Below are 19,358 nucleotides of genomic sequence, written 5' to 3'. Positions count from 1 at the left end.
ATGCTACAGTTGCTTGATACTAATCCTGATAAGATACTAAAAGAGATGCTATCTATAATGGAGGATAAATACAAGGTTAAGATATATGAGGGGGATCAAAGATATATTTTTATTTCTACCCTCGCTTATATCATATCTCTAGAGAGAGTGAGAGCGAATCTTGCGTTTAATCAAAATTTTTTAAGTGAAGCTTATGGGATTGCACTTAACCAAAAAGGTATTGATTTAAATACTCCAAGACTTGATGCTAATTATTCAGAAGTTGACTGTAAATTTATATTATCAAAATCTCAAAACATAGATTATAAGATACCTAAAGGTACTAGGGTTAGTACGATGGATAACCAGATGTTTGAGACTATAGATGATTTAATAATACAAAGTAATGAAACAGAAGGAGTAGTTAAGTGTAGAGCATCTTTACCTGGGACATTATACAATAATATAGATATTGGTTTAATTAATAGATTTGTCGATGTTTTACCTTATTTGGATTCAGTATCTAATATTAATAAGAGCTCTGGGGGGAGCGATGTTGAAGATGACGAATCATATAGAGCTCGCTTAAAGATAGCAGAGGCTCAATATTCAACCGCAGGACCGGTACTGGCTTATAAGTATTGGGCACTTAAATCTGATGCAGATATATCAGATGTATTAATAACTACACCCGAACCTGGGGTTGTCGAGATAAAACCAGTACTTAAAACGGGAGAGTTGCCGACAGAAGTCAATATTAATAGGATTAAGGATATGTTTGATAAAACTAAAAATTATCCTAATACAACTACATTGAGGGTTGTTATACCTGACACTTATAGCTTTAACATCAATCTTGATTATTATATAAAAGATACAGACAAAATGTATGAAAAAGAGATACAAGATAAAGTAAATACAGCAATTGATGAATTTATAATGTACCAAAAAATGAATATAAACCTTTATTTGAATCCTGATGACTTAAAAAAAAGAATATTAAATGCAGGAGCCTATATAGTTAATATAAAAGAGCCTGAATTTACAAAGGAAAATGTGGGTAAGGTGTTAGTTATGGGAGATAAAACCATAAAATATGGAGGGTTAGTGTGATAGGATTATATAAATTATTACCTAAGCTCTTGCGAGAAGATGATTTTAGTAGATGTTTATCTGAGGTTATAGATCAGTATATAAAAGAGATAGATGACGTATATAATGGATTATTTTTAATGCATAATTTAGATCAGTTTGATGATAGGGTACTTGATGAGATAGCTAAAGATAGGTCAATTGTATGGTATGATTCCGCTCTGCCGATAAAGCATAAAGCTAATATAATAAAAAATTACAGATCTACATACAAAAACCTAGGGACTGAAAGTGCAATATTACAGCTCATACATGATTATTGGGGATCCGCTGGATCTATAGACAATTGGTATGATTATGGTGGATCTCATCATAGGTTTAAAATAACTATTAATGATGTAGTTTTTGATAAAGCTTTTTTAGAGGCTTATGGTAGATTTTTATCATCATTATCATGGGTTAAGAGTGCTGATACTTGGTTAGATGGTGTGTGTATCAAACACAATATTAATACCAATACATACTTCGGTATCGGTATTAACAGGATTAAAAATTTTAGCGTTAACGTAAAGCCTTATATGGAAGATTCGTGTGAGTCTTCTTTTTTTATTGGTATTGGCATTAAGAGATGTAAAAAAATTAAAGTGCAAATTAATCCAATAAATTATAAAGCTATTTTAGGACGTTTTGTGTGTGGGGCAATGAAGGTAGGTGAGATAAATGATAATACATAGTTTTAGATTATTAAGTGATAATCTACGCATGAGACCTAAATTATTTTTCCGGGGCAAAAACATAGAGAATTTAGACCAATTTCCACGCGGCGGCATATCTGTGTCTTGGACTGGAGATCCAGAGGTAGTAGATAATGGTATAAAAACTGTACCTGGTACATATGGTATGTTTAACTATGACATGAGTGGCTGGCAAGAATTTACAATGTGTTATACTTTTAAGATACATGCTAAAGCTGATTGGAGAGGGTTTTTGAATTTAGCTTGGGGACGCTCTACAGTAGGTATGCGGATTGAGAACGGATCTGGAGATAGAGCACGTGAAACCTATTTGTGGGGTATCAACAATGATAACAAAGCTATAGTATCAATAGTAGGTGGTCCACCTGGTTTTGTAACTGATGTTGATAAAATTTATAACTTAATTGTAGTCGTGTCAAAAACAGAGCCTGTGAAGATATATGTAAATGGTAATCAAACACATGAACTTATACAACCTGATGATAAAAAAGGGTTTAACGGTAATGGACATGCTAATATAGACACTCATGCTTTTAATAGGCGATTATCCGCTAATAGATCTGAGGATAATGTAACACATTATGATCTACGAGTATGGAACAAGGCTTTAACCTACGAACAGATAATGCAAGAGGTGTTAGCAGATGCCAAAGATTATGGTATTGATATTACAATACATAGATCTGTCGTAAATAAATTCCGTGTGAATGAATATAAAGTTGGGGAGTGAGAAAATGAGTTATACAAAAACTGAGCGGATTGATAATGTTACTATAGTTGACGCTGCAAAACTTAATAAGATTGAGGATCAATTGGAGACTTTAGATACTCAAAAAGTGAGTAGGGATGGGAATAAAGGACTGTCCAGTAATGATTTTACAGACGCTTATAAAACTAAGCTTGATAATTTAGAGGATACGATATCAACATCGACGGAAGATAAAGTCGACAAAGAGGATGGTAAAGGTCTCTCATCTAATGATTTTACCGACGAATATAAGGTCAAAGTTGACTCGATTGCAAATGTGACAACAGACATAACAACAATCCAATCGACACTGGACACTAAAGTTGATAAGGACGGCAATAAGGTTTTATCTGATAATAATTTTACTAATGAGTTAAAGCAAAAAGTAGAGAGTATAGATGCTTTAAATACTACTTTAGATACTAAGGTAGATAAAGTTAACGGTAAAAGTTTATCATCTAATGATTTTACAACTGAGTATAAAAGTAAGGTTGACTTAATAGATGGAATACAAACAAAAGTTGATAGACTAGAGAGAGCATCCGATGTAATAGAGATAACAGCGGTTGATGGTAATATTACGCTGGAGACTAATAAAATATATAGGACTAATATTAGTAGCGATACTAATATTATTTTACCTACTATAGATGATAGTACCTTCAGTCAGATTTTAGTACAAGCTGATGTATCAGATGGAGTTAATATTGATTTTGGCACTGAGTACTATTTTGGTAGTGGGTATCAAGGCGATGCGGGTAAGTATAATTTTATTTTTGAGCATAACGGCAGTGATTGGGTATATGGTGCTCTATACACAGGAGGTCAATAGTGCAAAATAAGAACTTATTTTTTGAGTATGTGGTATTGACTACTAAGAGTTACGAGTTTGTAAGTCACGTGGTAGCAGGTAAACAAATGAGATTTACTAAAGCTCAAATAGGTGATGGTGAGGTAATAGATCCAGATAATCTTGCTAATTTGGATGAGCTTATTAACTACAAAAGCGATGCTGATATAGTAGGTGTACGAGGTGATGGTAAGCAAGCAATTATAGATATTAATATAAATACCGATCATGTAACGGATGCTTTTAAGTTCCGTGAAGTCGGTATTTTTGCTGAAATCGATGGAGAGGAAATACTTTATGCTTATCTTAATGCTGGTGATAAATTTGATTACTTAACACCGAATGAAGGAGGTCAAACATTTAGCCAAACCATACAATTTGTAGTTGCGGTAGGAAATGCTGCAAATGTTGAGATTGTATTTAGCAAGGTAGATATACCTGATGCATCTATAAGATTATCAATGCTATCAGACGAGATTATGGATTATATTAATGGAATACAATCTGATATAAGCGAGCACATAACAAATGATATTTTAGGTGCAAATGGAGAACATGGATTAAAGTTTGATGAGACCCAAGCTAAGTTAAAATACAATAAAAATGGAGCGTGGATAGATATACCAACAGGGCAGGCCGCAGAATCCGAAATTAACAATCATAAACTTTTGTCAATCCTCAATGATAGTGGAGTACATGATTTTAGATATGTGGTAGACCGAAAAAAACTCCAGTATAAGACTGGTACAGGCTGGGCTGATATGGAGATCGAGGGGACTGGTGATATATCGGTCACCGGATTGACAGCTGACACCTTAAGAGCAGGGGTAACAGTTGTCATAACACGAGATGATCAAGAGATTGATAGGATTGTTGGATCTTATACAGATGATGCGACAGCAACGAGCGATGATATTATGCCAGGTAAAACAGCTTACGCTAATGGACAAAAAATTACTGGATCGATGATTGCAAATACAGGAGATATACAGTTAAGCAACCCATCAATAATCAACAGTAGGCTACAGAGTCCTACCATCCCAGATGGTTTGTATAAAAACGCTACAGTATCTTTTGGACACAATCTTTATCCTGAGTCTATAAAGGCTGGGATTGATATTTACGGTGTTAGAGGTACATATACAAATGATGCTAATGCAGTAGCCTCAGATATATTATCGGGTAAAACTGCTTATGCAAGAGGCAGCAAAATAACAGGTAATATTAGTACTTACTCAGGTGATAGGAGTATATCCGCTCCGACAATAAGTGGGAATAATTTGATTACTCCGACAATTAGTAACGGGTATTATAATAATGCTAGATTATCTTTTCCAAAAGGTAATCTATCGCCCGAGAATATCAAAAAAGGAGTTAATATATTTGGTGTCACTGGCTCAATGGATTCAGGGCGTGTTCTCGGTGCCTTGTGGGCAAACTTTTGGAATTCTGGAGGGGGTAAAAACACGGTTGTATGGGATAGTACTTATCTAACAAAGAGGAGTGATTTAACTTTAAGTTTAGCACAATCAGCTAATATTGTATTTAAAAAATCTATTTATACAACCGAAAACTCAATGTTCAGTTTCAATTATAATGATGGATATTATAATGCAAGTCAGCAATTTACTATGACGATAAATACTAGCTCTACAGGACAAATAAAAGTTTGTATTGTTATATTATTAGCTTAAATTGCAGCTAATTTTTATTATATATGGCAAATCCTCTTATTATGCGTTTATAGGCATTTTAAGAGGATTTTTATTGCAGTAGTGTTATTACATTAAAATATTAAAACAATAGGCTTACAGGTTAAATGGTGAGGTGGTTTTTTCGGAGATTAGACAAAAAAATAGAAAATTATGTAAGGGGGGGGACAAATGAAGAATAGTAGATTTGTAAAAATTGGATTACTAATTTTAATATTAGTTTTTGCGACAGGGTTAAGTCTTTGGATTGGAATAGATTTTGCGATAAGGACATTAATACTTGTTATGTGCGTCGATTATGTTTTGGGGTTATCTCTTGCGATAAGCGATAAATCTAAGCATGGTGACGGAGGGTTATCAAGTCATATAGGGTATAAGGGACTAGTTAAAAAGATTAATATGTTATTACTTGTTGGGGTGGCAGTGATAGTCGAAAACTTTCTAATAGGTATGGGACTGCATGTTAAGTATATAAAAGATATCATTGTTATAGCTTTTGTACTCAACGAGATTATATCGATCCTAGAAAATAGTAAGCTAATGGGATTAGACATAACCCATATGGTATCTCAGGCTTTAAAGATCTTTAAAAATAAAAAATAAGAAGAGAGGTATGTGATTACTCACATACCTCTCTAACTATGTCATTAAGTAAAAAAAATACAAATTATTACTGAATTATATAATATAAAGGAGTTACAGTCAATGATAAAAATAAATGAAAAGCTAGTAAAGTATAATTTTTCGAGTCGTAAAGGAGAAAAAATAAAATACATAACAGTCCATGATACAGGTAATCCAGATAGAGGAGCTGATGCTGAGGCACATTTTAAATTACATGATAGAGCAGATAGAGGAGCATCAGCACATTATTTTGTTGATGATAAACAGATATTAAGAATTATAAGAGATGATGATAAAAGTTGGCATTGTGGAGATGGAAAAGGAAAGTATGGCATAACAAATGAAAATAGTATTGGAATTGAAATGTGTATCAATAGCGATGGAGATTTTAATAAAACCTATCAAAACACACTAGATTTAGTTAAGTATCTAATGAATAAATATAATATATCAATTGATAAAGTAGTTAGGCATTATGACGCAAGCAGAAAGAGTTGTCCAGATACATGGAAACAAGATAACTGGGAGATGTGGAACAAATTTAAAAGTGATTTATTGAGATTAGATGCGAAAAATCACAAAGATTACACACCTTCCATAACATTATTGTATAAAAATGTTTTACAAAGAGAGCCAGATGATGAAGGTTTGAAATATTGGAATGAGCAATTGAATACTGGACTTAGCTTTGGAGATTTACTTAAAAAATGGGGCGAGAGCGAGGAGTTTAGAGAAAAGTATGCTATATAATTATAGCATACTTTTATTTAACATATTTTATGTCTCTTTTTAGTTATTCTAAAGGTGGAAGTTTTTTTAATGTTTTAGAATTCCACATTTCCATCAGGTCAGTTTTATATTTTTCCGCCCACTCTTTTACAAGTGATTGAGCTATGTCTGTTAAATCACCTTCCACCATTTCGAGTGTGTCAATTTTAAAAATACCTAATGTATCGTCATATAAAGCCTGGAAGTGAGGAGGGTTATAGCCAGTGAAAAATATTTTAACAGTAATGCCATAAAATTTAGTAATTTCTCCCATTTAATTCACCTCGGTTTAGTTGGTTTTGTTTTTTCAAGAGGAACTATTGCAATTGTTTTCCCCAAAGGTTTTAGTAATTTTAAAATAGTGTTGAGTTGCGGTATATTTGTTCCTTTTTCCATCCTCGCTATAATTGGTTGTTTTATGTTGCTTAACTCTTCAAGTTGTTTCTGTGTGAGTCCATTTTCCCGTCTAAGTCTTATTATTTCGGATACAATTTCTTTTATCTTTTCTTCAATCATTAGCAAGTTATTTTAATATTCCATTTTCCCAGAGTTCATATTCTGAAATATCTATATTTTCATTCCAGGATATTCCGATACCGCCAGAATCAACACATACATTTTTAAATAGCGATGGATTATCTTGTATAGGTTTAAACATTTGAGGTAGCTTTTCAAAAAGGTTTTTTACGTCATAAATTTTTTCAACACCATTTGTAAAAGTGACAGACAGCATAAAGTTTTCAAGAGGTTCTACATTTTTAATTTTAATTGATAAATTCATAGTATTTCCGTCCTTAAATTTTTATTTAAGCTTTCCGCCATTATCTTAATGGCGGAAGCTTTTTTAATATTTTGGTATTCCACATTTCCATGATATCGCTGTTATATTTTTTAGCCCATTGCTTTACAAATTTTACAGCTGTATTTGGTAGGTCTCCTTCTAACATTTCGAGTGTATCAATTCTAAAACTCGCAGTATAATTCCCATAAATCGCGTGAAAATGTGGAGGATTATGTTCTTTTGAAAAATATATTTTAATTATAATTCCATAAAATCTAGTAATTTCTGGCATTTCCAAACCTCTCTTCCTACTATTATTATAACTTATGAGTTATAAAAAGTCAATAACTTCTGCGTATATTTTATTATGATTATAGAATTTGATTATTAAGTATCGTTTCCTTTTACAGACAATATATGGTTATGTACTTATATAAAACTGTATATATGATAGGCAAATATATAGGTCTTGAGGTTTTTTATTTACCTACCGATCTTAAATCAAAATCCTACCGAATGTTGACAACCAACAAATTATTTTAAATCATATTAAGTTATAAAAAGAGTCAATAAATTAAATAGTTACCTTTACACATTAGTTATATTGTTATATAAAGATATATTAAATTAGACTAAGTGCTATAAAATTTTCAATTAATGATTTGGAGCAGATAGAGGAGCATCAGCACATTATTTTGTTGATGATAAACAGATATTAAGAATTATAAGAGATGATGATAAAAGTTGGCATTGTGGGGATGGAAAAGGAAAGTATGGCATAACAAATGAAAATAGTATTGGAATAGAAATGTGTATCAATAGCGATGGAGATTTTAATAAAACCTATAAAAACTCACTTATGTTAGTTAAGTATTTGAAGTGAAGAGTTTAGAGAAAAGTATTTAAGGATATCTTAATATATATTATTGTAAAAATTAATAAATCGAAGGTTAAAAGGTTAATTGTATACATAAATTAATATATATAATATACTAAATATATTAATTTATATTTAAACTTTGACTATATTCGATAAATTTATTATTATAAGTCGAGGTTATTTAATTTGAAAGGGGAGTTTGTTTGTGTATGATGTTATTGATATTTGTAGGTACATGATAGTTTATTGTAATATAAAAAATTATGCTATATCTAATTTAAAGTTACAGAAATTACTTTATTTTATACAAGCGATATTCCTTTGCGAAGAAAAAAAGCCGTGTTTTGATGATGAAATTGAGGCATGGGAATTTGGACCAGTTGTACCTAGAGCTTATTATGAATATAGGCATTGTGGAGGAATGAGTATTTTTCCTGATTATATTAGTTTCGATGGATACGATGAGAATAAAATTAGTAAAAAGCATCGTACTCATATAAATATTATTATAGATGAGTTTTCGGGTTTTACAGCAAGTGACTTGGTTGAAATAACACATAATCAGGATCCTTGGATAGAAGCATATCAATCTGTAAATAACATAATTACGAAGGAGTCATTAGAGAAATATTTTAATGAAGAATATAGATAAATATGTACAAACGAAAAATAGGTTCCCCCTAAATTATAATCAAAGGAATAGTAATAATAATACGCCTGAAGAGAAAGCTATTAATAGGGGATAGCGAAGGAATCAATTATTGGAATGATAAATTAAATAGTGGGTTAAGTTTTGGAGATATGCTTAAATCTATGGGAGAGAGCGAAGAGTTTAGAGAAAAGTATATTATATAATTATATAGCAATGCCTTTATTCAACATATTTTTTTGTATAGTGGTTAGTATAGAAAAATCTATTAAATCATATGATATCATAACATCTCTGGAAAGTTCTCTTATTTTATCGTTTTTAGGTATTTGAATAAATTTAATGGACGATTTTGATACTTCACCGTGATTTATTTCAAGATAAATAAAGCGTTCACTATTATTGCCTATGTGTAAAATTTGATCAATTATTATCTTACAATTAGAATAAGGAGGCATAGTGTCCTCTATTTCTTTTAATGGAGAAATCGGACATATTGAACTAGATAGTACAAGTAATACATCACAAAAATTACTCGTAATATTATTTACAATTATAAATTTACCCATTTTTATGCCTCCTTTTAGTTATCATATTAATTTTATTATAGAAAAATATTTATTTATTGTGTATAAAGATTTTCTTATTATCTCATGAGCTTCCTCAGGTGTTTCAATGGTACGAGTTGTATCTATGGGGTCAATGGTATAATGGAAAATGGAGTGTCTTTCATGATTATATATTGAATACAGTTCACTAAAATAATCTATTAATTCTTTGGTATGTTCAGGTTTGATATATTCCCGTTTAAGTCTATAACTACCAGAATCTTCATTTTTTTGAACATGGAAAATTTCCTTTTATCTCCTACTGATATTCCATTTTTAGAGAGTATATATCTTAAGAAACCTTCCATCCCTCTTAGGGCAGGGAATGTTAAAAACGAACATTCATAAAAATCATCTTTTAAATTTAGGTTATAAACAGCTTGCATCAAAGTATTATGTAATTTTTCTAATTCTATGAGTGCAATATTAGGTAATAGAGAATTAAGATTATTTTCTAATGTTGTTTTATTTGTATTAGATTTGGTAACTCCATCCAAGAAATCATGAACTTTATCAGGTTCCAATAATTCATTGATATATGTTATTAATACCGCGAAAATATCGTTCATCGAACCTTGTATTAGAATTTTATTTTTTCTTTGGTATTCAGTGACAGTGAGTTTTTGTTTTTTATTTTCATTTAGAACTAGTCTGTATAATATTTTATCGCACTTTGTAGAATCATTTTCTATAGATAAATCTGGGAGATTTTCTTTCATTATTTCAAATATATTTATAAGATCTTTATTTTTTATACCATCGACTGTTACGCTGTTTTTATTTTCTTTTATATTAGTTTTTTTCAGTGTGTTCTTAACAGTTTGATTTATTTCTTTAATATAGTTATTTTCAGCATGTGTACTTTTTTTAAATTCTATGCTTAATTTTTGTTTAACTTTGTAACAAAAAGATACATAAGCCTTATTTATTTCGCTTTTAGCCTTTATGTCGCCATTTGCTAGTTTGGCTACTATGTCTGATTTATAAAACAAGGTTAAGTTTTTAATATTATTATCTATACAAAACTGTATAGTTTTTTGTGCAGCTATAATTTCTAGATCTGTGCCGCAATTAATATCATTTTCAAGTTTTTCTTGTAAAATTTCTTTATTATTATTATGTAATATTAGTGAGCCATATGCACCTTCTTTATCGGTATTAATATAACTAGATGTTATATATGCGGTTGCGTCATTATTTGAAGTTATAATAGATTTATGATTTATCGAAGATATAGTGTCTGAATTTAAAAATTTTTCAGCATCCTCACGATTTTTAAATTTACAATATTCTGAATTGCTGAATCCTTTAATTTGTTTTTGGCAATCTTCCCAGTTATCATATATATCGGGTTTAAAACCTTTTTTAACAACATAAAAATTTTTATCCATTTATATTAATTTCCTCCTTACTTTCTTCTTGGTGTTATTAAATTTTGTTAACATGTTAAATCATATTAAGTTATAAAAAGAGGCTATAAATTAAATAGTGGTCTTAGTTTTGGAGATATGCTTAAAAGATGAGGAGAAAGTGAAGAATTTAAAAAAAAGTATGTAGGTTAGTTTATTCAATAGAATAGACCTAGATTTTAAAAATCTAGGTCTATTCTAAAATAAAAATAAAAAAAAGATTCAATTAATTATATCGCGGATTTATATTATTACACAACTTTTTTAAATATTTTTCCAAAAAAAGTGTTGCGTAAATACTTACAATATGCTATAATAGTAATGTAGTTAAGGAACTGCAAAATAAAAAAGAGATAATATTATGTTTTTGAGTTTAAGAAATTTAAGAAAGAAAAAAGGATTGACACTTGAGGATGCTGCAATAAAATTAAAAATCAAAAAAATGACTTTAAGTGACTACGAATCTGGTTGTGGAGATAGAACATTTAATTTTATTATAGTTGACAAATTGGCTGTAGTTTATAATGTTACTTATACTGATATTATTTATGCTTGTAAAAATAAAAGTATAAATAAAAATTTAAATTACGGAGCCAATTATGAAGAAAAAACACTAAAAGAATTAAGAGAATGTGTAGGATTAAATGTTAAAGAAGCTTGTACAAAACTAGAAATAGCAAGAAGCACTTTATTAAGGTATGAAAAATCTGAACTTAAACCAACATCTAATACTATTTATAAAATGCATTTAGTCTATAATTTATCGTGTGAAGATATAGTAAATGCTTGTTTTAAAACTTTTAAATTTGAAAAATATCAAAAATAACAAATAAAGTGTATTCATTATATTGTGTTACTATATATGGTAACACAATATAATATTTATCAAGATAATAAAGTATTTTTTAAAAGTTATTTACGTATTAAATTTTAATTTAATTATATTGTCTATTTTTTCGTTATTAATTAAGGTACCGTGTTTTAGGTTTAATAAATTTTCTAGATTGCTTATATTCATAATAACACCATTTCTATATATAAGATCAATTATTTCTTTAACAGACAATACGTTTTCAGATATTAATAAATCTATGGCATCCTGAAATATATTAGTAGCTGGTCTATAAATATAATCATCTGGCTCATTAGTCTTCCAACCGTTTTTAGATATTTGTTTAATCAAATATTGATATTGACTAAAAGATATTATATTTAATTGGTAAGATCTATAAATCATTGCCTGCATAGAGACCCCCCATTCGTTCTTAAGAAACTTATAGTATTGCAGATCGGTAGGATATAATTTTACTCTTTCCGAAAAACTATCTTTCGGTAACAAGAAGGCACTAGCAAACATATTAGCCTGTTTTTCTCTTGCCTTGAAATCTTCTTTAGGTATTGATTCTAAATCCTCGCTCCAAGGATGCAATAATATATGACCTAGTTCGTGCGATAAATCAAAATTCACACGACCTTCCGATTTATTTCCGAGAGCAGAAACTATAAAATACATTTCTTCATTTCCTATAGTTGAGCGTTGACTAAAAGCGTCTATTTTATTATCATCGGTTTTAAAACTTGTAATAACTATTCCGTTTTTTTCTAATAGATGCTTCAGATTAGTCAAAGGTTTGTTACCTACTCCCCAAAACGTTCTTAAATATTCAGCGGCATGCTCTATTTGATCTCTGGCGACCATATTTTCCTCATAAAACGCACAATCTGGAATGTTGAAATCAATTGCAGGTATATTTAGCCTTGGGAAATCAACATAATCTGATAAAGCTCCATAGATTTTTGACATATAGTTTAATCTTAAAGAGTGTGATATTCTATTCAATTTGGTAGCACTAGAGAATGATTTAAAATATGTTGTTGTAGGTGTATAGTTAAATGTGTGTTTTTGTAAAAAGAATTCATATGGAAAATCTAATACATATGAAATATTTATTATTTTTTCAAAATCAGGCATAGTCCTTCCATTTTCATATAAAGATATTGATTGTTTGGATATGTTTATTTTAGATGCTAATTCATTTAGAGTCATTCTTCGATATAGTCTAGCATTTCTGAGATTTTGTCCGTTAAAACTTTTAGAATTCATTTTTATCTCCTATAATAATTTAAGACAAGCCATTTAATAGCTTGTCTTATAATTTTCTATTCTCAATATCATTTATTAATTTACACTAGTAATGTTTGATTATCAGGTTCAAAATAATAAAGAGGACATATAGCATATATTGTAAATTCGCTCCAACTGGTAACTATGTTGTTAATTGGTGGATATTTTGATTTTTTATAATCATCAATAATAAGTTCTAAGTTATCGTTATAATTATCAAGAAATTTAATTGAGTCATCTAAATTTTCAAATATTTCTTCTGATGTTCCCATCGTTAATTCATCACGATTTGTTGCAAATGGTGTAAAATAATTAATTTGTATGGTAAAGTACTCAAGTTGCTCAATTTCTTTAACTAATTTAAATTGTGCTTTTATTATATTTAATACTGTTTCTTTTTTAGTCATTTGATCTTCTCATCGTTTTTAAATTTTTTCTACAATAAAAATAATTATTACTAAAATAGAAATATAAACTCTATTATATAATTCTTCAGCAATGGGGTCATCATCATGTATCATTTTACTTATTTTTTCACCGTATTGTGAAAAAGTATCTGTACCTTTTTTATATTCTCTTATTTTATTTCTAACCTTCTTAAACAACTTTATAAATAAGTCTGTTTTATTTTGAAAATCTGATAATATTGCAACATATTCAAGTGATATTTCATTTTTATCGCCATCAAATTTTAGTAATTTCAATATTTCATCAAATTTTGGTATTGAAATAATCATAGCATCTTTTACAAAGCTCCTTTAAAATATTTATTGTGCAAATTTATTAACAAAAATATCGGGATTTGATAAAACATAATAAATGTATATTGTGTATATAGTCGTTGCACGGTTAATTTTATTTTTAATATTTTTAAGGCAATATTCTTTTATATCTTCCAAGCTATAATAATCTTGATCATCATAATCTAGCTTGTCTAGCAGAGATATTGCACTGTTTAAAGCATCTTTTATTTTATCTCGATCGTCTAAAAATATCATATGTGTAATCCGTCCTTATGCAAATATTTTAATCGCTATTATTATCACAATACATACAATTAAATATATGTACAAAAATTTATCTGATAGGGTTTCTCTTGTTTCTTCATTTTGGGTTTCAATATCAATTTTAGGTATAATATTATCATCTTGATCTAGTCTGTTTGTTTTATATGTAACTTTCATTATTTTCACCTTCCATAGTTTATCTTATTTATAAAATCCATTATTACAAGATCAACATAGTTACTAATGTTTCCATCAGATCTATTTATAATAGTTTCCTTTTCATTTTTATAGAGTCTAATTTGTATAGATTTACCTTTCTTAGCAGTGTAAGTATATTCTTGTATTTGCTTAAAATCATTGTCTTTGAAGCAAGAGAACATTTTAGTTTCATCTTTGTGTGTTACCTCGATATTACCTTCATATAGATCAGCTCTAATAAGAGATCTTATGGTTGAGCTTATATTAACAGGATTTATTTTATATAAAAATTTATAAAATTTAGGGTTTAAACGTATACTTATCACGCTATCATATTGCTTAAAATTACGTTCTTTTTTGTACCTTGTGTAGATAAAGTTGTGCATGATTATACTCCGTAATAAATTATTTTATAATTTTAGATTTTCTATGATTAAGTTTATAGATTGTATCTTTTCATTTATTATTCGCATTTCTTTATTAAGTCTAATAAGTTCATTCTTTGATTTTATTTTATTTAATAGTGATTTATAATCGTTTAGTTTATTTAATAAAGATTGTTTTTCATTTATTAAAATATTAATTCTATCCATTAACACCTCGAAGTAAATAATTCAGATGAATTTACTTTGACACAATTGGATTCAAAAGTTTCTATGATTAAATTCTGTATGTTTATTAACTCAGGGTAAAATATGAATCCATCGTTATATTCCATTTCTGCTATATCTTTTAGATATTGAAGGATTTTAATCCTAGCACAATCCGAAACATAATAACCATTAGCTTTGTATAAATAATAATATTTAGAGTTTTGTAATTCGTTTGATAAGTTATCAAATAATTCTTCTTTCTCATCTTCAATATCTTTATTAGTGGATATTGCCATTTCAAATTTTTGTTTTTCTTTGTTGTATATAAAGGCTAGTGCGAGTTGTTCATCATCATTTAAATTAAGACTAATACATCTATCAAAAAAATTAAAATTGTAAAAAAAATATTCATTAAAGGTTTGTTGATTAATATGTTCGGTCATTTCAAATTGTAATAGTAAGTTTAATTTGATGCTATGTTCAATCTCTGGTTTGTTAAATAATAGCTTTAATATATTTTCTAGACTTATACTTTTGGCGTATAAAAATTTATTGTTCATTTAGTTGATACCTGCCAATAATTCAAATATTGAAATTTGTCCAGGACATTCTTCCGTGCTATTTTCATCATAAAAATTCATAATAAACCTCCTATAAATCAAATCTATTGACTAACATTGCTTCTAGCTTTTCATAGTCATAATCTCTTTGCTTAAAGTTAAAAAATGCACTTTTGGGTTTATTCGATACATAAAATACTTTGGTAAAATATTCGAGTGGTGCGTACATGTCTTTATCACTGCAATATTTGCAGGTTTGATTGAATTTTTCTTTTGATTTTTTATACATATCTATATAGCTAGCCATTTCTTTGTTTTTAAATTTAATATTATATGTATTAAGCATATTAGTTATAGTTTGTACATCATTTTTGTTTAAGTTATTTATGTAACTAGTATTTGTGTTTGTTACAGTATTCAACATTTTTTTAATTTTTGTATGTATATTGAAAACGGCATTATTTAAATTTTTCTTAAATTGTGATATAATATAGTTAGAAGTTTTAAGGATTGTAGCTTTTTTTATATTTTTAACCCATATAAGTGATTTACTTATAAATTTTTTAGGCATGGTTTGACTTACTATCGTTATTTGTCTATGACAATAGTTCTTGTTTTTACCAACGTTTGTTCTAACGGTAAATTTGGGTATAATGTCTATTAATCCTAAGGACTTTAGAGTCTTTTTATATTTGTAAATGCTTGTTAAACCCATAAATAATCTTTCGGAGGCTACGGTGTCTGTAGGGATTATAAAAAGATGATTTTTATAATCCCCCGAAGTAATCCTCCAGTTATTTTTGGTTGATTCCTTCAGTAGCTTTAATAAATAATCATAATAGCGTTTACAACCATTTGTTAATAATTTTGATTTTTTAACAATATTACAAAGACTCATTGACAAACTCCTTTCTTTAAGATTAAAAATCGACACGAGATGGTATTAAAATATTTATTTGTTTTAGTACTTTGGGTAAATAATTTATTGCTATTTAGATAGTAGTAGTGCTAAGTAAACAAATTCAACAGCCTGAGAAACTTTTTGAATTTGTTTTAGTTTTAATTTGTAAATCAATTGTATTTCAAAATTTCTCTGATGTCAATATTTAATTTAGGAAGGAATTTGTTTTTGTGGATAAATTTAGAGTTAATCTTAAGAAAAAGTTAGATAAATATATTAAACTTAATGGAATTTCTTATGAATATTTTAATAAGACTGATGGATTTAAGAGCTTGGATGAGATTCGTCGTAATGGAAGTACGACATTTAAAACTCTTTTTAAGACATCTAAATTTTTAGGTATTGATATAAGGAATTTATTAATGTTTAGTGATTATACGTATGAGTTTGAAAATTCCTTTGATGTTTTTGGGGAATTTTTTGTTTTTTTAGCTAATAGAGCGAAGAAATCTAGATTAAGTAAAAATTTTAGTGTTAAACATATTATTGATAATTTTAGAAAAGAAATTAAATTTACGACAATATATCAATTTGAAAGTTGTAAAAGTTGCATATCGTTAGATAAGTTTTATGGTTATTTAGAAGCGTTAGAAATTACATCAGATGATTTTTTTTTAATAGGGGAAAAATATAAAATTAAAGGTGACAAAATCAAAAATGGAATAAGTATAAATGATTTTAATAATAGGATCTATGAACTTGAGGATATTAAGGGTAGGATTGTTGGAAGCAATATAGCTATTAACCCCAATACTTTTCCAACATTACATGGATTTTTAAAAATATGTAAGAGTTTAAGAATAAGCCCTAAAGATTTTTTTGATTTTGATAAAAAAGAATTTAGAGAAGACTTTAAGATAATAGATGTTTCAAACTCTGCCAATTTTATAAAACAGAAATTGGAATCAAAGGGCGTTAAAGTACAGAGATATATAAAGTTGGATTCGGTTTTCTTGTTTTGTGATGAGCATAATCTTAACATTAAAGATTTTTTCGATGTATTAAGTGTTGAAGGCAATATTAACCAAACTCACTCAGATATATTATAAAATTATTTAAATGGGTATATAAAAAAGTAGATATTTTAAATATCTACTTTAATTTTAATGTGTTTTATATTACTACACTTTTTAGTATTTCAATAGTTGAATTATTAGTATTAATTCTTGCACGGGCTCCTATTGGTATAGTGAGTCTTGGAGAACCATGTCCTGCGCATAGGTTGTATATGCAAGGTTTTTTAAATAAACGTAATTTTTCCAGAAGAAGATCTTCTATGTTTACACCATTGTCATCTTTACAATCTGTGAACTGACCCAATATTATTCCTGAACACTTTTGAATTTTACCGCTTAAATAGAGATGGGATAACATTCTATCCACTTTATAAGGAGATTCATTTATTTCTTCAATAAACAGAATATTATTTTTAAACGGTATTTCATATTTTGTTGATATTGTAGAACATATGAGTGATAAGTTCCCACCTATTATGTTTCCTGTGACTATATTTTTGTTAGAAGGGAAGGATTTAAGAGATATATTTTCTGGATTTTTGATAAAGTAATTGCTTTTTTGAATTGTAATAGAGTTTATTAAACTATCTCTAGAGTGTTCATCCATTAGATTTGATGTTAACATAGGTGAGTGAAATGTAATTATATTGAATTTTTTAAATATATAATTTAAAATTGGTGTGATATCGCTAAATCCCATGAATATCTTGGGATTTTTTTTATATAATGACCATTCTATGAGATTCATAATACGAAGGGTTCCATATCCCCCTCTTAAACATATTATTGCGTTAGTTTCTTTGTCTTTTAATGCATTATTGAAGTCTTTAGCTCTATGGATATCGAGTCCTGCTAGGTATCCGATATTATCGTATAGATGATCATATATTTTGTAATCGAAATTAAGAGATTTAAGTAAATTAAGAGCATTTTTGATGGTTTCTTTCGAAGATGGAGAGGAAGGAGAGATAACAGATATTTTATCTCCGAAAATTAATTTTTTGCAGGGAATAGCCATTATAACCTCCAATTTAAAACTGAAATTTATTAATAGATATATTTAATTAAATACTAAAACATGCCTTTTTTATAGAGAATAATGGCAATTATTGAAGATAATAGTAGAGCTATAAGTAAAAGTATTAAGAATCCAAATGGATTGTTTGCAAAAGGGAGGGGTACATTTGATCCCCACATGGTAAAAATTATAGATGGAACTGATATAACTATAGTCATAGAAGCAAGAAATTTCATAACCATATTTAAATTGTTAGATATAAGTGCAGCGAAGAATTCAAGAAGACTTGATAGGACACTTGCATATATATGAGCCATTTCAATGGCTTGTTTGTTATCAATAATAACATCTTCGAGTAGGTGTTTATCCTCTTCATATTTCTGTATAAAATCGTATTTAAGCAATTTTTCTAAGGTCATTTCATTAGATTTTAGAGATGTTGAAAAATATACAAGAGATTTTTCTAATGATAATAATTGCATGAGTTCTTTGTTTTTCATTGATTTATGTATTTTGTTATGAATAAGTTGGCTTTTCTTATCAATTTGTCTTAGATAGAGGAGGAAATAAGTTGTTATTTTATTTAATATTTGAAGTGTGAATCTAGGGCGCTTATTTGTGTAAAAATTCTTAATTTTACCATCTATGAAATCAGATATAACCTTATTTTTTTTAATAGATATAGTGATTATGTAATTATCGTTTGAAATTATGCCTAGAGGATATGTACCATATGTTAATGAATTTTCTTCTATGCTAGTAAATGGTACATCTACTATTATTAAAATATTTGATAGCTCAACATCTATCCTTGAAGTTTCTTCTTCATCAAGTGCTGCGTTTAAGAGATCAAGAGATATATCTGTTTTTTTTGATATGAATAGAAGTTCTTGTTCGGATGGTTGAACGATATTTATCCAGCAACCAGATTCAATATTATCGATTCTTTCAAGAATATTGTTTGAAGTTTTATATATACAAATCATTTAAAATCCCCTAGAATAAAAAATTTAAGATATAGAGAA

28 protein-coding genes and 1 pseudogene are annotated in these 19,358 nt (G+C 28.4%); 12 read left to right on the top strand and 17 right to left on the bottom strand.

What is annotated here, in order from left to right; genetic code table 11:
- The 7 genes from SFBMNL_RS07420 to SFBMNL_RS07390 all read left to right on the top strand — a co-directional run bounded on the left by SFBMNL_RS07420 (position 1) and on the right by SFBMNL_RS07390 (position 6,510).
- Positions 1-1,092: a baseplate J/gp47 family protein gene (locus tag SFBMNL_RS07420; RefSeq protein ID WP_052341885.1), complete on the top strand. Its 1,092-nt coding sequence runs from the start codon at positions 1-3 to the stop codon at positions 1,090-1,092.
- Positions 1,089-1,805, top strand: a complete 717-nt coding sequence (locus SFBMNL_RS07415; RefSeq protein WP_042294063.1) for a phage tail protein — start codon at positions 1,089-1,091, stop codon at positions 1,803-1,805. Before SFBMNL_RS07420 ends, SFBMNL_RS07415 begins: the two co-directional genes overlap by 4 nt.
- The gene (locus SFBMNL_RS07410; RefSeq protein WP_042294066.1) at positions 1,792-2,556 is read left to right on the top strand and encodes a hypothetical protein; all 765 of its coding nucleotides are present in this window, start codon (positions 1,792-1,794) and stop codon (positions 2,554-2,556) included. Before SFBMNL_RS07415 ends, SFBMNL_RS07410 begins: the two co-directional genes overlap by 14 nt.
- A gap of 4 nt (positions 2,557-2,560) precedes the next feature.
- Positions 2,561-3,406, top strand: coding sequence for a hypothetical protein (locus SFBMNL_RS07405; RefSeq protein ID WP_042295096.1), 846 nt, complete (start codon positions 2,561-2,563; stop codon positions 3,404-3,406).
- Positions 3,406-5,118 carry a phage tail-collar fiber domain-containing protein gene (locus tag SFBMNL_RS07400; protein ID WP_042294070.1) on the top strand — a complete coding sequence of 571 codons (1,713 nt, stop codon included), beginning with the start codon at positions 3,406-3,408 and terminating at the stop codon, positions 5,116-5,118. The genes SFBMNL_RS07405 and SFBMNL_RS07400 overlap by 1 nt, the downstream gene beginning before the upstream one ends.
- A 189-nt stretch (positions 5,119-5,307) precedes the next feature.
- A complete protein-coding gene (locus SFBMNL_RS07395) occupies positions 5,308-5,739 on the top strand; it encodes a phage holin family protein (protein WP_042295094.1) in 432 nt (143 codons plus the stop codon).
- A gap of 105 nt (positions 5,740-5,844) precedes the next feature.
- Positions 5,845-6,510: an N-acetylmuramoyl-L-alanine amidase gene (locus SFBMNL_RS07390; RefSeq protein WP_042295318.1), complete on the top strand. Its 666-nt coding sequence runs from the start codon at positions 5,845-5,847 to the stop codon at positions 6,508-6,510.
- A gap of 43 nt (positions 6,511-6,553) precedes the next feature.
- Here SFBMNL_RS07390 and SFBMNL_RS07385 read toward each other — a convergent pair whose 3' ends face one another.
- The 4 genes from SFBMNL_RS07385 to SFBMNL_RS07370 are packed head-to-tail and all read right to left on the bottom strand — an operon-like array spanning position 6,554 to position 7,601.
- Positions 6,554-6,802, bottom strand: a complete 249-nt coding sequence (locus tag SFBMNL_RS07385) for a DUF4160 domain-containing protein (protein WP_042295093.1) — start codon at positions 6,800-6,802, stop codon at positions 6,554-6,556.
- Positions 6,803-6,807: 5 nt separating this feature from the next.
- Positions 6,808-7,044, bottom strand: a complete 237-nt coding sequence (locus tag SFBMNL_RS07380; protein ID WP_042295315.1) for a helix-turn-helix domain-containing protein — start codon at positions 7,042-7,044, stop codon at positions 6,808-6,810.
- A gap of 7 nt (positions 7,045-7,051) precedes the next feature.
- Positions 7,052-7,309, bottom strand: coding sequence for a DUF2442 domain-containing protein (locus tag SFBMNL_RS07375; RefSeq protein WP_042295090.1), 258 nt, complete (start codon positions 7,307-7,309; stop codon positions 7,052-7,054).
- A 40-nt stretch (positions 7,310-7,349) separates the two neighbouring features.
- Positions 7,350-7,601 (bottom strand): DUF4160 domain-containing protein, encoded by a 252-nt coding sequence (locus SFBMNL_RS07370; protein WP_042295088.1) that lies wholly within the window; start codon positions 7,599-7,601, stop codon positions 7,350-7,352.
- 375 nt (positions 7,602-7,976) lie between these two features.
- Between SFBMNL_RS07370 and SFBMNL_RS08235 the strand changes: the two are divergent.
- From SFBMNL_RS08235 to SFBMNL_RS08555, 3 genes and pseudogenes are all read left to right on the top strand, one after another.
- Positions 7,977-8,186: pseudogene (locus SFBMNL_RS08235) on the top strand (N-acetylmuramoyl-L-alanine amidase); the annotation flags it as partial.
- A gap of 208 nt (positions 8,187-8,394) precedes the next feature.
- Positions 8,395-8,841 (top strand): Panacea domain-containing protein, encoded by a 447-nt coding sequence (locus SFBMNL_RS07365; RefSeq protein ID WP_052341899.1) that lies wholly within the window; start codon positions 8,395-8,397, stop codon positions 8,839-8,841.
- Between the two features lie 32 nt (positions 8,842-8,873).
- Positions 8,874-9,044 (top strand): DUF4214 domain-containing protein, encoded by a 171-nt coding sequence (locus SFBMNL_RS08555; protein WP_081832590.1) that lies wholly within the window; start codon positions 8,874-8,876, stop codon positions 9,042-9,044.
- Here the strand turns inward: SFBMNL_RS08555 and SFBMNL_RS07360 are convergent, their stop codons facing one another.
- Positions 9,045-9,407, bottom strand: coding sequence for a type II toxin-antitoxin system RnlB family antitoxin (locus SFBMNL_RS07360; RefSeq protein WP_042295086.1), 363 nt, complete (start codon positions 9,405-9,407; stop codon positions 9,045-9,047).
- Positions 9,408-9,607: 200 nt separating this feature from the next.
- On the bottom strand, positions 9,608-10,837 hold the full coding sequence (locus tag SFBMNL_RS07355) for a ribonuclease H1 domain-containing protein (RefSeq protein WP_042295085.1): 1,230 nt from the start codon (positions 10,835-10,837) through the stop codon (positions 9,608-9,610).
- A gap of 379 nt (positions 10,838-11,216) precedes the next feature.
- Between SFBMNL_RS07355 and SFBMNL_RS07350 the strand changes: the two genes are divergently transcribed.
- Complete coding sequence (locus SFBMNL_RS07350) at positions 11,217-11,681, top strand: helix-turn-helix transcriptional regulator (RefSeq protein ID WP_042295082.1); 465 nt, start codon at positions 11,217-11,219, stop codon at positions 11,679-11,681.
- Between the two features lie 90 nt (positions 11,682-11,771).
- Here SFBMNL_RS07350 and SFBMNL_RS07345 read toward each other — a convergent pair whose 3' ends face one another.
- From SFBMNL_RS07345 to SFBMNL_RS07310, 9 genes are all read right to left on the bottom strand, one after another.
- Positions 11,772-12,959, bottom strand: coding sequence for a helix-turn-helix domain-containing protein (locus SFBMNL_RS07345; RefSeq protein WP_042295079.1), 1,188 nt, complete (start codon positions 12,957-12,959; stop codon positions 11,772-11,774).
- A gap of 80 nt (positions 12,960-13,039) precedes the next feature.
- On the bottom strand, positions 13,040-13,387 hold the full coding sequence (locus tag SFBMNL_RS07340; RefSeq protein WP_042295077.1) for a hypothetical protein: 348 nt from the start codon (positions 13,385-13,387) through the stop codon (positions 13,040-13,042).
- A gap of 18 nt (positions 13,388-13,405) precedes the next feature.
- Positions 13,406-13,717, bottom strand: coding sequence for a hypothetical protein (locus SFBMNL_RS07335; protein ID WP_042295076.1), 312 nt, complete (start codon positions 13,715-13,717; stop codon positions 13,406-13,408).
- Between the two features lie 30 nt (positions 13,718-13,747).
- Positions 13,748-13,978 (bottom strand): hypothetical protein, encoded by a 231-nt coding sequence (locus SFBMNL_RS07330; protein ID WP_042295074.1) that lies wholly within the window; start codon positions 13,976-13,978, stop codon positions 13,748-13,750.
- A gap of 15 nt (positions 13,979-13,993) precedes the next feature.
- Positions 13,994-14,164: a hypothetical protein gene (locus SFBMNL_RS08335; protein WP_158336027.1), complete on the bottom strand. Its 171-nt coding sequence runs from the start codon at positions 14,162-14,164 to the stop codon at positions 13,994-13,996.
- Between the two features lie 5 nt (positions 14,165-14,169).
- Entirely contained in the window at positions 14,170-14,571 is a 402-nt protein-coding gene (locus SFBMNL_RS07325; RefSeq protein WP_042295072.1) for a hypothetical protein, read from the bottom strand.
- Between the two features lie 24 nt (positions 14,572-14,595).
- Entirely contained in the window at positions 14,596-14,778 is a 183-nt protein-coding gene (locus SFBMNL_RS07320) for a hypothetical protein (RefSeq protein WP_042295069.1), read from the bottom strand.
- Positions 14,778-15,338 carry a hypothetical protein gene (locus tag SFBMNL_RS07315; protein ID WP_042295068.1) on the bottom strand — a complete coding sequence of 187 codons (561 nt, stop codon included), beginning with the start codon at positions 15,336-15,338 and terminating at the stop codon, positions 14,778-14,780. The genes SFBMNL_RS07320 and SFBMNL_RS07315 overlap by 1 nt, the downstream gene beginning before the upstream one ends.
- 91 nt (positions 15,339-15,429) lie before the next feature.
- Positions 15,430-16,236, bottom strand: coding sequence for a hypothetical protein (locus SFBMNL_RS07310; RefSeq protein ID WP_042295066.1), 807 nt, complete (start codon positions 16,234-16,236; stop codon positions 15,430-15,432).
- A 233-nt stretch (positions 16,237-16,469) separates the two neighbouring features.
- On the opposite strand from SFBMNL_RS07310, the gene SFBMNL_RS07305 reads away from it, so the two are divergent.
- Positions 16,470-17,348, top strand: coding sequence for a hypothetical protein (locus SFBMNL_RS07305; protein WP_042295064.1), 879 nt, complete (start codon positions 16,470-16,472; stop codon positions 17,346-17,348).
- A gap of 64 nt (positions 17,349-17,412) precedes the next feature.
- Here SFBMNL_RS07305 and SFBMNL_RS07300 read toward each other — a convergent pair whose 3' ends face one another.
- Together SFBMNL_RS07300 and SFBMNL_RS07295 are read right to left on the bottom strand one after the other, a co-directional pair.
- Positions 17,413-18,345 carry a S66 peptidase family protein gene (locus SFBMNL_RS07300; RefSeq protein WP_242838753.1) on the bottom strand — a complete coding sequence of 311 codons (933 nt, stop codon included), beginning with the start codon at positions 18,343-18,345 and terminating at the stop codon, positions 17,413-17,415.
- Between the two features lie 41 nt (positions 18,346-18,386).
- Positions 18,387-19,319 (bottom strand): magnesium transporter CorA family protein, encoded by a 933-nt coding sequence (locus SFBMNL_RS07295; RefSeq protein ID WP_042295060.1) that lies wholly within the window; start codon positions 19,317-19,319, stop codon positions 18,387-18,389.
- Positions 19,320-19,358 lie beyond the last annotated feature (39 nt).

This window comes from Candidatus Arthromitus sp. SFB-mouse-NL (genome assembly GCF_000709435.1).
In the GTDB taxonomy this organism is placed as follows: domain Bacteria; phylum Bacillota; class Clostridia; order Clostridiales; family Clostridiaceae; genus Dwaynesavagella.
Note: the sequence above shows the minus strand (reverse complement) of the source record. Positions and strands in the feature narration are given on the sequence as shown.

Excerpts from the sequence above, each read along its gene's own strand:
- SFBMNL_RS07340 (WP_042295077.1), bottom strand. The coding sequence starts at position 13,387 with ATGACTAAAAAAGAAACAGTATTAAATATAATAAAAGCACAATTTAAA.
- SFBMNL_RS07405 (WP_042295096.1), top strand. The coding sequence starts at position 2,561 with ATGAGTTATACAAAAACTGAGCGGATTGATAATGTTACTATAGTTGAC.
- SFBMNL_RS07355 (WP_042295085.1), bottom strand. The coding sequence starts at position 10,837 with ATGGATAAAAATTTTTATGTTGTTAAAAAAGGTTTTAAACCCGATATA.
- SFBMNL_RS07410 (WP_042294066.1), top strand. The coding sequence starts at position 1,792 with ATGATAATACATAGTTTTAGATTATTAAGTGATAATCTACGCATGAGA.
- SFBMNL_RS07350 (WP_042295082.1), top strand. The coding sequence starts at position 11,217 with ATGTTTTTGAGTTTAAGAAATTTAAGAAAGAAAAAAGGATTGACACTT.
- SFBMNL_RS07315 (WP_042295068.1), bottom strand. The coding sequence starts at position 15,338 with ATGAACAATAAATTTTTATACGCCAAAAGTATAAGTCTAGAAAATATA.
- SFBMNL_RS07385 (WP_042295093.1), bottom strand. The coding sequence starts at position 6,802 with ATGGGAGAAATTACTAAATTTTATGGCATTACTGTTAAAATATTTTTC.
- SFBMNL_RS07320 (WP_042295069.1), bottom strand. The coding sequence starts at position 14,778 with ATGGATAGAATTAATATTTTAATAAATGAAAAACAATCTTTATTAAAT.
- SFBMNL_RS07370 (WP_042295088.1), bottom strand. The coding sequence starts at position 7,601 with ATGCCAGAAATTACTAGATTTTATGGAATTATAATTAAAATATATTTT.
- SFBMNL_RS07345 (WP_042295079.1), bottom strand. The coding sequence starts at position 12,959 with ATGAATTCTAAAAGTTTTAACGGACAAAATCTCAGAAATGCTAGACTA.
- SFBMNL_RS07420 (WP_052341885.1), top strand. The coding sequence starts at position 1 with ATGCTACAGTTGCTTGATACTAATCCTGATAAGATACTAAAAGAGATG.
- SFBMNL_RS07295 (WP_042295060.1), bottom strand. The coding sequence starts at position 19,319 with ATGATTTGTATATATAAAACTTCAAACAATATTCTTGAAAGAATCGAT.
- SFBMNL_RS07380 (WP_042295315.1), bottom strand. The coding sequence starts at position 7,044 with ATGATTGAAGAAAAGATAAAAGAAATTGTATCCGAAATAATAAGACTT.
- SFBMNL_RS08335 (WP_158336027.1), bottom strand. The coding sequence starts at position 14,164 with ATGAAAGTTACATATAAAACAAACAGACTAGATCAAGATGATAATATT.
- SFBMNL_RS07395 (WP_042295094.1), top strand. The coding sequence starts at position 5,308 with ATGAAGAATAGTAGATTTGTAAAAATTGGATTACTAATTTTAATATTA.
- SFBMNL_RS07360 (WP_042295086.1), bottom strand. The coding sequence starts at position 9,407 with ATGGGTAAATTTATAATTGTAAATAATATTACGAGTAATTTTTGTGAT.
- SFBMNL_RS07325 (WP_042295072.1), bottom strand. The coding sequence starts at position 14,571 with ATGCACAACTTTATCTACACAAGGTACAAAAAAGAACGTAATTTTAAG.
- SFBMNL_RS07375 (WP_042295090.1), bottom strand. The coding sequence starts at position 7,309 with ATGAATTTATCAATTAAAATTAAAAATGTAGAACCTCTTGAAAACTTT.
- SFBMNL_RS07330 (WP_042295074.1), bottom strand. The coding sequence starts at position 13,978 with ATGATATTTTTAGACGATCGAGATAAAATAAAAGATGCTTTAAACAGT.
- SFBMNL_RS07335 (WP_042295076.1), bottom strand. The coding sequence starts at position 13,717 with ATGATTATTTCAATACCAAAATTTGATGAAATATTGAAATTACTAAAA.
- SFBMNL_RS07310 (WP_042295066.1), bottom strand. The coding sequence starts at position 16,236 with ATGAGTCTTTGTAATATTGTTAAAAAATCAAAATTATTAACAAATGGT.